We start from the raw sequence: 14,014 nt of genomic DNA on the forward strand, positions 1-14,014 counted from the left end.
GCAGGCGCATCAGGCGCCTCCTTTGGATTGCAGGTCGGCGCCACGCGGCACCCAGAACGTGACGGTCGTGCCGCTGCCGGGCGAGCTGCTGATCCGGAACCAGCCCCTGGCCAGGGCGGCGCGTTCCCGCATGAGGATGAGGCCGAGATGCCCGGCCGGGGTCTCGAAGTCGGTCTCGACGTGCTCGGTGCCGACGCCGTCGTCGACGACCCGGACCAGGTAGCCGCCGTCCCGGTCGCCGAGGATGACCCTGCACTCGTCGGCGTCGGCGTGCTTGGCGACGTTGGCGACGGCCTCCTGCAGCATCCGGTAGAGCAGCAGCCGGGTGGGCAGCGGCGGCTCTTCCTGCAGCCGGTTCTCCAGGTGTACGTCCAGCGAGTGGTCCTGCGCGAGCCCGTCCAGGAGGTCCTGGGTGGCGGCGGCGAGGCCGTCGCTGGACAGTTTCGGCGGCCGGAAGTCGAAGATCAGGCGCCGGAGCCGGTCGGCGGCCAGGGCCAGGCTGTCCTCCAGCTTGCCCAGCAGCTCCAGGTTGCGTGGCTCGCGCAGCCGGCGGCGCAGGTGCTGCAGCCGCAGCATGGCCGCGGTGATCACCTGCAGGCTGTCGTCGTGCACGCCGGCGGCGATGCGGGCCCGCTCCCGCTCCTGGTTGAGGATGACGTCACCGAGCGCCTGCCCCTGTTCCTCGCCCGCCTGCCGCATCCGCGCGAGGCGGTGCTCCAGGCTCGCCCGGGACAGCCCGCCGGACCCCTGGTCGTCGACGGCGAGCACGACCAGGCCGCTCGGATCCCCCGGCAGCGTGCGCAGCCGCACGTCGACCGGCAGCTCGGCTCCGTCGGGCCGGCGGATCGCGGACGTCGTGTAGACCGCCTCGTCGCCGCCGTCGGCGGCCGGCAGGGCGGCCCGCGGATCACTGATGAGGAGGTCCTCGACGCGGCGGCCGACGAGGTCGGCGGTGGCCCGGTCGAAGAGCGACTCGGCGGCACTGCTGGCGAGCCGGACCACCCCGGCGGCGTCGAGCACGACCAACGCCTCCGGGGCGGCCCGAAAAGCCTGCCAGTACACCGGGGCTACTTCTCCAGATCCTTCGGCAGCACGTACGGCTTCGGGGTCGGGATGTCGACCGGGCCGCCGGAGCTGTCGACCTTGAAGTTGATCGTCGCGGTCGAGCCGCTGAGCTGCCCCCGCAGCTCGAAGATGACGCTGTTCTCGGTGTCGCCGGGGATCGTGTACTGCCCGACGGCGCGGGCCGCGCCGCTCTTGTTCACCCGGAACGCCGACACCAGGTCACCCTTGGCGCCCTTGGACGTCTTCACGTACACGTGGACGGCCTCGTTGGGCGCGAACTGGGTGGCGTAGAAGTTGACGACGGTGCCGGGCAGGCCGCCGTACGCGTTGGTGCGGGCCTGCGGCGTGTACGGCAGGATCGTGAACCCGGTCGAGGTCGCCGCCCGGCTCTGCTCGCCGATGAACACCAGCGCCTGGGCGCCCTTGAGCTGGTAGGGCATGGTGAGCCCGGCGCCCTTGAAGCCGCCGGCGCCGTCGGTCGTCACCGCCATGACCGGTTGCCCGCCGGCGGAGTTCAGCCGCACCAGGACCCGTTCGCCCGGTGCGAAGCCGACGCCGGAGAAGGTGATCGACTGGGTCGCCTTCACCGCGTACGGCGCGAGCTTGATCGACGGGTACAGCCGCAGCACCTGGAACGGCGCGCTCGCCGCCGCCCCACTCGTCTTGCCCACGACCACCAGACTGGTGGTTCCGACGGCTGTCACACCGACCTTGATCGGCGTCTTACCCACGGAGCCATCCTCGTCGGCCTTGAGGGTGAGGGCGGGGTCACCATTGATCCTCCCCCAGAACACCTGCAGCTCCTCACCCGGCGAGAACCCCTTCACGGTGAGGTTGATGACGTCGCCGGGTTTGCCGACGACCGCGGACAGCGTCGCCTGCCCGGCGCCCTGGGCGACGGCCGCCTCGGCCTTGGCGACCTTGTCGCTGCCGCGCGCCTGGGCGGTCACCTCCAGCACCGGGGTGGTCATCTTGGTGGGGAACGGGAAGTTGACGGTGAAGATGCCGTACTTGCCGGCCTTCGCGGTGCCGACCTGGACCGGCTTCACCGCGTTCTTCGCGGACTTCTTGGACGGCTGCGCCGCCGTGGCGGACGGCCCGAGGTACACGTCGACGACGGAACCCTGGTCGAAGCCGGAGCCGCTGGCGGTCACGGTGCCACCGAGCCGCACCAGGCCCGGGTTCAGCGTGATCATCGGCTCGCCGCCACCTTGGACCATGACCCCGTTGAGGTCGACGGTCGGCGCCTTCGGTGCCTTCGTGGTCGGCGCTTCGGTCGGGGTGTCCCCGCCGCCGCCGAACGACGGCAGTCCCGGCGCCTCGATGCCGAGCGCCGGCAGCACCGACCGCCCGACGCTGATCAGCAGGAACGTGGCGACCGCTGCGATGAGCAGCCGGCGGCCGGAGATCTTCGGCCGGGTCACCCTCCGGCGGCGCGGCCGTTTGCCGGTCGTGCCTGCCGGTGCCCGGCGGCGCTTGAGGGTCTGCATCGTCACTCCTGATCGCTCACGAGGTTTTACCGATCTTGATGATCTGCAGTGAGACGTCGCCGCGGGTCGCCTGCCACACGGTCTCCCCGTGCTGGTCGATCGCCTCGATGATCCAGGTCTCGCCGCCGCGCTCCAGCGCGTCGCGCATCTTGTTCGACATCACGACGTAGTCGACGTTCTCCCAGCTGGAGGCGAAGACCTTGTCCCGCACGTCCGGGTCGGACGTGGCCTTGTAGTGCGGATGGGCGTTCTTGTACGGCGGGTCGTTGTCGTGCAGCGCGACCCAGATGTCGTCGTCGATGATGAGCTTCGCGCTGGGCGGCACGTTCGCCTTGATCCACGCGACCTGCTGCTCCTGGAGGCTGGTCAGCGGCAGCCGGTACGCGTCGCTGAACTCCAGCTGGCCCCTGGTGTTGTACTTGACGAGGAACCCGCCCGGCATGACGAGGATCGGCACCAGCAGGCAGGCGACGAGCACGGCCGCGCCGGCGGGCTTCGTGCGCCGGGTGAGCCAGCCGAAGAACATCCCGAGGTTCAGCGCGAACAGCGGGACCATCGGCGCGATGTAGAAGTCGAGCAGGGCACTGCGGGTGAGGTAGAAGCCGTAGCCGACCGCCATCAGCGCGCAGGCGAGCAGCGGCGCGCGCAGCCGCTTGTTGTTGCGCCCGGCGAACAGTCCGAGCAGGGTCACGGCGGCGCCGGCGATGAGGATGTAGCGGTCCTTGAACAGCCAGCTGTCGTGCAGCAGGCTGGTGAACGACAGGCCGTTGCTGCTGTTGGAGTTGCGGTGCAGCTGCCACCACACGGTGTAGAGCAGCGACACGTGGTCGCCCGGGGTGGCCGCGGCGAGACTGAAGTTGAAGCCCTCCGGGAACAGCTCGTTCTTGATCTGCGCGAAGAGCAGGTAGCCGATGACCGGAGCCAGGGCGGCGAACCACCAGAACGACAGCCCGAAGCGCCGGTTCGACTGCTCCTTGACCGTGCGGTGCAGCAGGTACGCGCAGCCGGGCAGGATGAACAGGGCGTTCTCCTTGGTCACCAGCGCGAGGCCGAAGCACGTCCCGGCGCCCATCACGGTGACGATCCGGCCGTCCTTGCGGGCCAGCAGGTACAGGCCCAGCAGGATCCACAGCATCATCAGGTTGTCCAGCAGGACCTGGCGCTGGTAGTACACGCCGAGCGGCGACACGTTGAACACGAACACGGCCAGGAACGCCCCGGCTTTGCTGCCGGTGAAGCGCCGGACCGTCTCGTACAGCAGGAACACCGAGATCAGGTGCACGATGAGCATCAGCACGCGGCCGGTGTTGATGGCGTTGCCGAAGGCGTTGAAGCCGCCGGGCAGGACCGCGACCCAGCCGGCGATCGCGAGCCAGCCCATCGGCGCGTGGTCGTAGAAGTACGTGTACGGCGACAGCTTCGCCTCACGGAGCACGGACCAGGCCTGCTCCATGTAGATGCCCTCGTCGGTGAGGTACAGCGGGTAGCGGAACATGTTCCAGCCGTGCGTCACCAGGCCGATCGCCAGGCTCAGGATGATCAGCGGCCAGCCGCGGGTCTGCGGCTTCGGTGCCGGCTTCGCCGCGGGTGTCGCGGGCCGGTTCAGGACATCAGCCGACATTGGTCAGCTCCGCAGTCTCCGCCGCGGTGCGGTGCGCACCGACGTGGGCCGTCTTCTCCCAGTTGCGTTCGCCCTTGACCTGCCGCCACAGGGCGCGGGCCGCCGCGTAGGACAGCACCATCTGGTACGGGAACCAGGTGATGGCCATCTTCACGACCGTGCCGGGGGTGGCCTTCAGCCCGTGCGCACCGGTGAACTCGTAGAGCCCGACGACGCTCATCACGAAGTGCGCGCCGAGCATGAGCACCGGCAGCCACGACATCATCGCCACCGGCACCGGCACCGTGAGCACGAACGCGGACAGCAGCGCGATCGGCAGGTAGATGCCGAGCATCGCCTGCACGTGCGGGAAGGCGAGGGTGTACCAGGCGAGGAACCGCTGCCGGCGGGTCGGCATGAGCTTCCAGGTGCCCTTGCCGAGGGTCTGCATGAAGCCTTGACACCACCGGGTCCGCTGCTTGATGAAGCTCTGCAGCGTCGGTGGTGTCTCCTCCTTCGTGACGTACCGGTCGTCGTAGACCACTCGGACCTTCTCCCCCATGCTGGAGAGCCGCAGCCCGATGTCGGCGTCCTCGGTCAGGTTCGACTCGTCCCAGCCGCCGAGGCGCTCGATCAGGGTCCGCTTGAAGAAGACGGTGTTGCCGCCGAGCGGGATCGCGCCGTTCTTCGCGTGGTAGTGCAGCCGGCTGCGGAACCAGAAGAAGTACTCCAGGACGTTGAACGTCGAGTACCAGTTGGAGTCGAAGTTCATCAGCTGCACCCCCGCCTGCACGCAGCCGACCTCCTCCGACGTCATGATGGTGTTGACGATGTCGAACAGCTGCGGCTGGACCTCGTCCTCCGCGTCGAAGATCGCCACGACGTCGTTCGTGGCGTACCGCAGCGCCGTGTTGAGCCCGTGCGGCTTGTTGATCGGCCCGTCGTCGAACACGACCACCTCGACGTTCGTGCGGCCCATCGCGCGCAGCCGGTTCACCTGCGCCTGCGCCTGCTCGATCGTGCCGACGTCGTCGGCGGAGCAGACCACGAGGATCTGCACCATGTGCGGCGGGTAGTCAGCGGACGCGGCGCGGGCGATGGTGTGCTGGATGACCTCCTCCTCGTGCCGTGCCGGGAGGATGGCGGTGAAGGAGAGTACCGGCGTAGCACGTTGATCGGGCACCCGCGCCTTGGCGCCCGCCTCCGGCTGGTCCCACGTGTAGATCATGAGATACAACGCGTGCGCCGCCTGCACTGTCAGCACCAGCGAGATCAGGGTGAGGATGGTCAACACCAGCTGTTCCATCGGTGCGTTCACTCCAAATCCACTTCGAGCTGACGGCGAAGTTGACTGCGAACCCGGCCACGATGCCGATGAGGTTCGCGGGCAGGTAGTGCATACCGAGCGCGACCAGCAGCTGGACAGCGACGACGTTGACCGGCAGCGCGGCGAGACCGGCCAGACTGAAGTAGGCGAAGCGTTGCAGCGACAACCTGCGCCGCCGGAACGTCCACAGTTCGTGCAATATGTAGTTGGTGACCAGCGCGAGCTCGACCGAGGCGACGGTGGCGGGCAGCAGCGCCAGTCCGAATCCCCCGTGCAGCACGAGCAACGCACCGTTGTTGACCACCACACCGCCGGCTCCCACCAGCGAAAACCGGCCCAGCCGGCGCAAGTTGGGCGTCACGATGTAACGGTGCCCCTGTTTGTGAGGGGCGACATCACGCCCCGGTCGGTCCGGGGCGGCGACCTTCGTCCTCCCCCATTCGGTGTACGCCGAACGGCACCGGCGACGTGGTGATTCGCCGCCGCACCGGGGTATAGCGCGCGGCGATGAGTATCAGGATCTTGATCGCCGACGACCACGCCATGGTCCGCGAGGGCCTGCGCGGCTTCCTGTCCCTCAGCGGCGACCTGGAGACGGTCGGCTTCGCCGTCGACGGACGCGAGGCCGTCAGCCTGGCCCACGAACTGCGCCCCGACCTCGTCCTCATGGACCTGCTCATGCCGGTCCTCGACGGGATCTCGGCGACCACGGTGATCCGCCGCGAGCTGCCCGCGGTCGAGGTCGTCGCCCTCAGCGGCTACCTGGAGCCGCAGCTCATCGCCGACGCCCTGCACGCCGGCGCGGTCGGGTACCTGCTGAAGGACACCTCCTCCGACGAGCTGCACCGGGCGGTGCGGGCCGCCGCCGCGGGCCAGGTGCAGCTGTCCCCCGCCGTCGCGGCGCGGCTCGTCCGCGACGTCCACGTGCCGGCCGCGCCGCCGCAGCTCACCCGGCGCGAGGAGGAGGTCCTGGTGCTCCTCGCCCGGGGGCGGGCCAACGGGCAGATCGCCCGGGAGCTGCACATCGCGCCGCAGACGGTGAAGACCCACGTGAGCAACATCCTGCAGAAGCTCAACGCGGAGAGCCGCACGCAGGCCGCCCTGTACGCCATGCGGGTCGGGCTCGTGCCGGTCCACGCGGCGGCCCCCAGTTGAGGCACCTCGCGGCGCTGCACGCCCTGCTGCGGATCGGCGCCCCGGTGGACGAGGTCCTGCACTCGGTGTGCGACCGCGCCCGGCGTGCCCTTCCAGCGGCTGCGGTCCTCGTCGCAGACGCCGCCGGTCACGTACGAGCGGCGTCCCCGACCGGTCCGCCGCACGCCCTGCGTGGCGACGCCGATCGATACATCGCGCTGCCCGGGGCCGCCGGCCCCGCCGACCTCGTGGCGGCGGTGGTGCGGGCCGGGCGGCCCGTGCGGCGCGGGGTCCTGTGCTGCGTGCCGCTGCCCGCGTCCGACGGCGTCCCCGGCGCGCTCGTCGCCGTGGGCCGGCGCCGCCCGCCGCACCCGCGCCGCCTGGAGGCGTTCGCCGCCGTGGCCGCCCTCGCCCTCGGCACCGACGCGCGGCCGGCGACCCGCGAGCGGGAGCGGCTCGCCAGGGAGCTGCACGACTCGGTGGTGCAGACGCTGTACGGCATCAGCCTCGGCGCGGGCACCGCCGCCGAGCTCGTCCACGGCGACCCCGCCAACGCCCGCGCCTCGCTCGCCTGGATCCAGGAGACGGCCAGCGCCGGCCTGAGCGACCTGCGCGGCATCATCGTCCGGCTCCGCCCGGAGACCCTCGTCGGCGCGGGCCTCGCCGCGGCGCTGCGGCGCATCGTCGACGCGCTGCACTTCGCGCCCGGCACCGGCGCCGTCCCGCCCGGGTGGGGCCTGCAACTGGACGCCGAGCCGGCGGTCAGCCCGCAGGTCGAGGAGGCGCTGTACCGCATCGCCCTGGAAGCCCTCGGCAACGCCGCCCGGCACGCCGGCGCCTCCCAGGTGACGCTGCGCCTCGCCGGCGACGACACCCGGGTGGTCCTCGAGGTCGTCGACGACGGTGTGGGCTTCGACCCCGGCGCGCTGCTGGCCGGTCAGGGCCGGCTCGGCCGCCTCGGCCTGCGCTCCATGCGCGAGCGCGCCGAACTCGCCGGCGGCACCTTCGACCTGATGAGCGCCCCGGGCGCCGGCACCGTCGTCCGCGCGACCCTGCCCGCCGTCCTCATGGGGTGAGGCACCACCCGGCGTCGTCGACCGGCCGCACCGCGCGCTGACCGGCCCGCCGTCCTCATGGGGTGAGGCACCACGGGCCGCGGCGGGGTGAGGTTGGGGCATGCGCGTGGTAGTGGATCTCACCAAGTGTCAGGGCTACGCCCAGTGCGCCTTCCTGGCGCCCTCGTCCTTCCGGATGCAGGGCGACGAGGCCCTCATGTACGACCCCTCCCCCGCAGACGACCAGCGCGAACGCGTCCACCGGGCGGCGGCCGCGTGCCCCGTCCAGGCGATCCAGATCGACCGGCTGTCCGTGCAGGACATGCCACCCGTCCACAGCGGGGACCACCCGTCCCGCATCGTCGTCATCGGCGCCTCCCTCGCCGGGCTCCGCGCCGCCGAGGCGCTGCGCGAGGAAGGGTTCACCGGGTCGCTGACCCTCATCGACGGCGAGGACTGCGAGCCGTACGACCGCCCGCCCCTGTCGAAACAGGCCCTCAGCGGCCAGGTCGCCCCGCACGCCACCGCCCTGCCGCACCGCGCGGACCTCGACGCCACCTGGCGGCTCGGCTGCACCGCGATCGGCCTGGACCTCGCGGAACGCCGGGTCCGCCTGGAAGACGGCTCGTCCGTGCCGTTCGACCGGCTGCTCATCACCACCGGCGTCCGCGCCCGGCCGTGGCCCGACCCGGTCGAGGCGGCCCTGGACGGCATGTTCGTGCTGCGCACCCGCGACGACGCCCAACGCCTCCACGAACGGCTCGCCCTCCTCGCCCCCCACGGCACCGCCGCCCACCTCAGCGCCTCGCAGGGTCCTGCTGAGCAGCGCGACGCGGGTGGAGGCACACCACGCGTCCTCGTGATCGGGGCTGGGTTCGCCGGGTCCGAGGTCGCGTCCACGTGCCGGTCGATGGGGCTCGACGTCATCGTCGCCGAGGCCGCCGCCACCCCGCTCGCCGGGGCGCTCGGCGGGGTCATCGGCGCCGTCGCGGCCGACCTGCAGCGCGAGCACGGCGTCGACCTGCGCTGCGGCGTCACCGTCGAGGCGATCGAGGGCGACCCCGACGGGCGGGTCCGGCGGGCCAGGTTCTCCGACGGCACGGAGGCCGACGTCGCCGTCGTCGTCGCCGCGCTCGGCGGGGTCCGCAACGTCGAATGGCTCCGCGACTCCGGGCTCGCCGTCGGCGAGTGGGGCGTCGCGTGCGACGCGGGCTGCCGCGCGTTCGACGTCAACGGGCTCGTCCTCGACGACGTGTTCGTCGCCGGCGACGTGGCCCGCTCGCCGAACGCGATGTTCGGCTACCAGTTCCTCGCCCTGGAGCACTGGGCGAACGCCGTCGCGCAGGCCGAGGTCGCCGCGCACAACATGGTCAGCGACGAGTCGGACCGCTGGCCGCACCTGCACATGCCGTCGTTCTGGTCGCTGCAGTTCGGCACCAACATCAAGGCCGTCGGCGTGCCCACCTTCTCCGACGAGGTCGTCGTCACCCAGGGCTCGGTGCAGGAACGCCGGTTCGCCGCCGCGTACGGGTACAAGGGCCGCCTCACCGCCGCGGTCACCTTCAACCACGGCAAGTGGCTGCCGTTCTACGAGCGGCTGATCGAGCAGGCCGCGCCGTTCCCGCCGGAGTTCACCACCGTCGAGCAACCGGACTCGATGGTGCCGGTCCCCGCCGACGTCCCCGACCCGAAGTTCCTGGCCCGCGACGCGACCGTGGTCGTCACCGGCCACGATCCCAGCTCCCGGTCCGCGTCGTTCGTCAGGAGTCCCCGATGACCGCTTCCGCGGGCTCCATGTCCGCCTCGTCCGCCTCGTCCGCGTCGTTCGTCAGGGGTTCGCGATGACCACTTCCGTCGGGTCCGTGTTCGGCGCCGTGCTCGACCCGGTGAACCGGCACGATCCCTATCCGCTGTACACCTCGCTGCGTCGCACCCCGGTCGGCCGCGAACCCGACGGCACGTGGCTCGTCACCACGTTCCGGGAGATCTCCGCGCTGCTGCACGACCCGCGGATCAGCTCGGCGACCGACCCCGAGACCGACCCGATCGGGCTGGCGCCGAGCTTCCTGCGCACCGACCCGCCGGAGCACGACCGGCTGCGGCGCCTCGCCACCCGGCAGTTCGGCCCGCCGCACCGCCCGACGCTCGTCGCCGACCTCCAGCAGTCCTTCGAGGGCATCGTCGACCGGCTCGTCGCCGACCTGCCCGCCTCCACCGCGGACCTCGTCGACCAGTTCGCCTACCCGCTGCCCGTCCTCGTCATCTGCGAGCTGCTCGGCGTGCCCCTGGCCGACGAGCCCCGCTTCAAGGCGTGGATCGACCAGGCCCTGTCGCAGGACAACCCGCGGCAGACGGCGGCGTTCCGCGAGCTCGCGGACTACATCGGCGACCTCGTCGACGCCGACCCCGAGCCGGGCCTGCTGCGCTCCCTCGCCAACGACGACGGCCCCGACGGCCGGATGACCCGCGACGAGCTGGTCGGCACCGCGCTGCTGCTGCTCATCGCCGGCCATGAGACGACGGTCAACCTGATCGCCAACGCGTCGCTGGTGCTGCTGCGCGAACCCCGCTGGCTCGACCGCCTCCTCGCCGACCCGTCGTTCGCCATCCCGCTCGTGGAGGAGGTGCTGCGCTGGGACCCGCCGGTGCAGTTCCTGCCCTGGCGCACGGCCCTGGACGACATCCCGATCGGCGGCACCACCATCCCCGCGGGCTCGTCGGTCACCCTGCTCCTCGCCGCCGGGAACCGCGACCCGGGGCACGTCAGCGACCCGGACCGCTTCGACCCGGACCGCCGCCCCGTGCAGCACCTCGGCTTCGGCGACGGCATCCATTACTGCTTCGGCGCCCCGATGGCCCGCCTGGAGGCGCAGGTGGCGTTGCGGGCCCTGGCCCCGGTCCTGGCAAGGGCCCGCCTCCTGGAGGATCCGCCGCAGTACCGCCCGAGCCCGATCCTCCGCGGCCCACGCCACCTGCGCGTGGCCCTGCAGTGACCGCCGCCCCGCCCGCGGGCGTTCCGGGCGGCGGGCCCGCTACGGGGCGGGCTGCGGCTGGGGCTCCCTGGGCTCCGGCTCCTGGGCGGGAGTCCCCGCCCAGGCCCGCAGCGGGCGGGACGGCAGGGCCCTGGCCAGGAGCCCGTAGCCGGCGAGGAGCAGCAGCGGGCTGAGCACCGACAGCGGGCCGACGCCCACCGCGAGGAACGCCACGACACCGAGCCCCGTCAGCACCGGCACCCACCAGCGGACCAGGCCGTCGGCGGCGGCGCCGATCGGGACCGCGATCAGCCCGAGCAGGCTCACCAGCATCGCCGGGACCGCCCAGCCGAACGCGAACAGCGCGTAGCCGCCGAACGCGTCGCTGACCTTCTCCGCGAGCTCCGCCGGCACCGTCAGCCGCACGGCCAGGTCACTGTAGTCGCCGACCATCAGGCCGCTGAAGTGCATCAGCGCGAACGCGGTCACCGCCGCCGCCACGGTCGTGAACCGGCGGCCGCGCCGCATCATCAGCAGCATCCCCGGCACGAACAGCAGCCACGACAGGTGCAGCAGCAGCGCGCTCGCCTGCGCCAGGCCCGGCTGCCGCACCGCCTCCGCGATGTCCGGCGACAGCCCCGGCACCGTCAGCAGCCCCGCCCCGAACACGACCGGCGCGGCGACCAGCCCGAACCGGCCCACCCGGTCCTTGAACACACCGAACGTGTCCGGCTCGTCCGCCGCCCGCCCGGGAGCCGCACCGCCGGTCGCCGCGTTCTCCCGGTCCACCGCCGCGCCCGGCGCACCGGCGGCCGCGCGGAACCGGGCGAGCTCGCGGCACGCGAAGCCGTACGCGACCAGCATCACGACCGGTCCCGCGAGGTTCAGCGGCAGCGGTGAGATCGCGAACTGCAGGTACAGCAACGAACCCAGCAATGCGGCGGACGCCGTCCACCAGGAGATGACCTTCGCATAGGCCGCCGCGACCGGGGTCAGCAGCAGCGCCACGGCCCAGCCGGCCAGGCCCGGGATCTGCCAGCCCCACACCGCCCAGTCCATCGACTGGAACGCCGCGTCGACGCGCCGGACATCGGCGTCGGGCAGCGTCTGCTCCATGGCCAGCAACGCCAGGTCGTACGCCATGAGCGCCGAGAACGTGACGAGCCCGAACACGGCCGCGCACCACGCGACGCGCGCGAGGACCGCGCCGCGGCGGCGGATCGGCCGCAGCAGCCCCAGGAACGCCGGCACGAACAGCACCCATGCCCAGTGCAGCAGCACCGAATGCCATTGGATGGCGTCCGGATGCGCCCGGTAGATCCCGCCCCCTTGATCGTCGCCGAGCGCCGGATCGACGGCCGTGGCGACGGCGAGGACCGCCGGCGCCAGGACGAGCGCGAGTCTTATCAGCATCGTGTACCCCTTGAGTCCGCGTTGGACGAGCACAGTACGAACGTGCCGGTCCAGCGGTCGCCCGCACCGTGACGGATTTCGCCTCCGCCGCGAGGGGGACGCCGCGTCATCCGCCGGGCGGTCTCGCCCGCCCTGAACAACCCTTACGGTCAGCTGGTGAGGATGAGCAGGACAGATCTCGTGCTGGCGGGCGCCCTGCTGGCGTTCGCCCTGACGGAGGAGGCGGTGGCGCACCAGCCCGGCGACTGGTGGCCGTGGGCCCTCGCGGTGTCGGTCCCGCTGGTCGCGCTGCGCAGTGTCGCGCCGCTGACCGTGCTGCTCGCCAGCGGCGTCGGCGGTCTCAAGTACTGGTATCCGGACCAGATCGTCAACTACCGCCTGTGGCAGCTCGCCGCGATGATCATCGCCGCGTACACGGTCGGCCGGCACGTGCCGCTCATCGGCGTCGCCGGCCGCCTGGCCCGGGCGCGCGGGGTCGCCGGGCTCGTCCTCGCCTTCGCGACCGGCGCCGCCTTCTGGCAGGTCGACCCGGTCGACCCGATGGGGGCGTTCTTCTTCCCCGTCGCCCCGTGGATCCTCGGCACGGTCCTCGCCGTCCAGCACCGCCAGAGCGCCGACGCCGCCACGGCCCGCGCCTCGATCCGCGAGCAACGGTTCCGCGAGGCCGTCATGGAGGAGCGGGTCCGCATCGCCCGCGAGCTGCACGACATGGTCGCGCACAGCGTCACCGTCATGACCATCCAGGCCGGCGTCGTGCGCCGCCGCCTCGACGCCGGCCTCTCCGTCGACGTGGACCTGCTGCTCGGCATCGAGTCCTCCGGCCGCGACGCCGTCGGCGAGCTGCGCCGCACGCTGGGCCTGCTGCGCGGCTTTCCCGATGCGGCGATGGCGGCGCCGGTCGGCCTGGACCGCCTCGACGAGCTCCTCGCCCAGGTCGGCGAGGCCGGCCTGACGGTCACCTTCCAGTGCTCGGGGACGCCGGTGGCGTTGCTGCCGGCGGCGGACATGTCGGCGTACCGCATCGTGCAGGAAGCGCTGACCAACGTGCTGAAACACGCGGGCCCCGCGGCTGTGACGGTGTCGTTGCGGTATTCCGGCGACGGGGTGCACCTGTCGGTCGTCGACTCCGGCGGCGCTGTCCCCGTCCCTGGCCCCGCCCCCGGCGCCGGCCAGGGCCTCATCGGCATGCGGGAGCGTGTCTCCCTGTTCGGCGGCGACCTCGACGCGGGCCCGGTGTCCGGCGGCGGCTTCGCCGTCCACGCCCGCCTGCCCCTGCTGGTCGCGTCATGATCCGTGTCCTCGTGGCGGACGACCAGCGCATGGTGCGGGCGGGCCTGCGCATGGTGATCGAGACCGAGCCCGACATCCAGGTCGTCGGCGAGGCGGGCGACGGTGTCGAGGCGGTCACCCTGGCCCGCCGCCTGCTCCCCGATGTGGTGCTCATGGACATCGCGATGCCCCGCCAGGACGGCCTCACCGCGACCCGCGTCCTGCTCGCCACTCCGAACCCGCCGCGCGTCATCGTGCTCACCACGTTCGACACCGACGAGAACCTGCACGACGCGCTCCGCGCCGGCGCCAGCGGCTTCCTGCTGAAGGTCTCCTCGCCGGAGCACCTCATCACGGCGATCCGCGTCGTCGCCGCCGGCGAGGCCATCCTCGACCCCGCGGTGACGACCCGGGTCATCGCCTCCTACGCAGGCACCCCCGGCCCGCAGCCCCCGCCGGAACTCGCCGACCTCACCCCACGCGAGACCGACGTCCTGCGCCTCGTCGCCCGCGGCATGTCCAACGGCGAGATCGCGGCGGCCCTGACCGTCGGCGAGGCCACGGTGAAGACCCACGTGGCCCGCGTCCTGATGAAACTCGCCCTCCGCGACCGCGTCCAGGCCGTCGTCTACGCCTACGAGTCAGGCCTCATCCGCCCGGGCCGCTGAGCTCCGGTCGCGGCACTCGAC

General features: G+C 72.1%; 11 protein-coding genes and 1 pseudogene. 6 read left to right on the forward strand and 6 right to left on the reverse strand.

Features of this window, described 5'->3' with window-relative positions; all coding sequences use genetic code 11:
• Positions 1 to 9: 9 nt before the first annotated feature.
• The 5 genes and pseudogenes from ABZS58_RS04940 to ABZS58_RS04960 form a co-directional block, all read right to left on the reverse strand.
• Positions 10 to 1,062, reverse strand: coding sequence for an ATP-binding protein (locus ABZS58_RS04940; protein ID WP_354777673.1), 1,053 nt, complete (start codon positions 1,060 to 1,062; stop codon positions 10 to 12).
• 5 nt (positions 1,063 to 1,067) lie between these two features.
• A complete protein-coding gene (locus ABZS58_RS04945) occupies positions 1,068 to 2,555 on the reverse strand; it encodes a hypothetical protein (protein WP_354777675.1) in 1,488 nt (495 codons plus the stop codon).
• Between the two features lie 16 nt (positions 2,556 to 2,571).
• A complete protein-coding gene (locus ABZS58_RS04950) occupies positions 2,572 to 4,176 on the reverse strand; it encodes a glycosyltransferase family 39 protein (RefSeq protein WP_354777677.1) in 1,605 nt (534 codons plus the stop codon).
• Complete coding sequence (locus ABZS58_RS04955) at positions 4,166 to 5,461, reverse strand: glycosyltransferase (protein ID WP_354777679.1); 1,296 nt, start codon at positions 5,459 to 5,461, stop codon at positions 4,166 to 4,168. The genes ABZS58_RS04950 and ABZS58_RS04955 overlap by 11 nt, the downstream gene beginning before the upstream one ends.
• Positions 5,462 to 5,486: 25 nt before the next feature.
• Positions 5,487 to 5,843, reverse strand: a pseudogene (locus ABZS58_RS04960) (GtrA family protein); the annotation flags it as partial.
• A gap of 146 nt (positions 5,844 to 5,989) precedes the next feature.
• On the opposite strand from ABZS58_RS04960, the gene ABZS58_RS04965 reads away from it, so the two are divergent.
• The 4 genes from ABZS58_RS04965 to ABZS58_RS04980 all read left to right on the forward strand — a co-directional run bounded on the left by ABZS58_RS04965 (position 5,990) and on the right by ABZS58_RS04980 (position 10,664).
• A complete protein-coding gene (locus tag ABZS58_RS04965; RefSeq protein ID WP_354777681.1) occupies positions 5,990 to 6,637 on the forward strand; it encodes a response regulator transcription factor in 648 nt (215 codons plus the stop codon).
• Positions 6,634 to 7,692 carry a sensor histidine kinase gene (locus tag ABZS58_RS04970; protein ID WP_354777683.1) on the forward strand — a complete coding sequence of 353 codons (1,059 nt, stop codon included), beginning with the start codon at positions 6,634 to 6,636 and terminating at the stop codon, positions 7,690 to 7,692. Before ABZS58_RS04965 ends, ABZS58_RS04970 begins: the two co-directional genes overlap by 4 nt.
• A 100-nt stretch (positions 7,693 to 7,792) precedes the next feature.
• On the forward strand, positions 7,793 to 9,448 hold the full coding sequence (locus ABZS58_RS04975) for an FAD-dependent oxidoreductase (protein ID WP_354777685.1): 1,656 nt from the start codon (positions 7,793 to 7,795) through the stop codon (positions 9,446 to 9,448).
• 64 nt (positions 9,449 to 9,512) lie between these two features.
• Positions 9,513 to 10,664 (forward strand): cytochrome P450, encoded by a 1,152-nt coding sequence (locus ABZS58_RS04980; protein WP_354777687.1) that lies wholly within the window; start codon positions 9,513 to 9,515, stop codon positions 10,662 to 10,664.
• A 39-nt stretch (positions 10,665 to 10,703) separates the two neighbouring features.
• Here the strand turns inward: ABZS58_RS04980 and ABZS58_RS04985 are convergent, their stop codons facing one another.
• Positions 10,704 to 12,056, reverse strand: a complete 1,353-nt coding sequence (locus ABZS58_RS04985) for a hypothetical protein (protein ID WP_354777689.1) — start codon at positions 12,054 to 12,056, stop codon at positions 10,704 to 10,706.
• 162 nt (positions 12,057 to 12,218) lie between these two features.
• On the opposite strand from ABZS58_RS04985, the gene ABZS58_RS04990 reads away from it, so the two are divergent.
• A complete protein-coding gene (locus tag ABZS58_RS04990; RefSeq protein ID WP_354777691.1) occupies positions 12,219 to 13,346 on the forward strand; it encodes a sensor histidine kinase in 1,128 nt (375 codons plus the stop codon).
• Positions 13,343 to 13,993 carry a response regulator transcription factor gene (locus tag ABZS58_RS04995; RefSeq protein ID WP_354777693.1) on the forward strand — a complete coding sequence of 217 codons (651 nt, stop codon included), beginning with the start codon at positions 13,343 to 13,345 and terminating at the stop codon, positions 13,991 to 13,993. The genes ABZS58_RS04990 and ABZS58_RS04995 overlap by 4 nt, the downstream gene beginning before the upstream one ends.
• The last annotated feature ends 21 nt before the right edge of the window (positions 13,994 to 14,014 follow it).

It is taken from the genome of Dactylosporangium sp. NPDC005555 (genome assembly GCF_040605635.1).
Lineage (GTDB): Bacteria > Actinomycetota > Actinomycetes > Mycobacteriales > Micromonosporaceae > Dactylosporangium.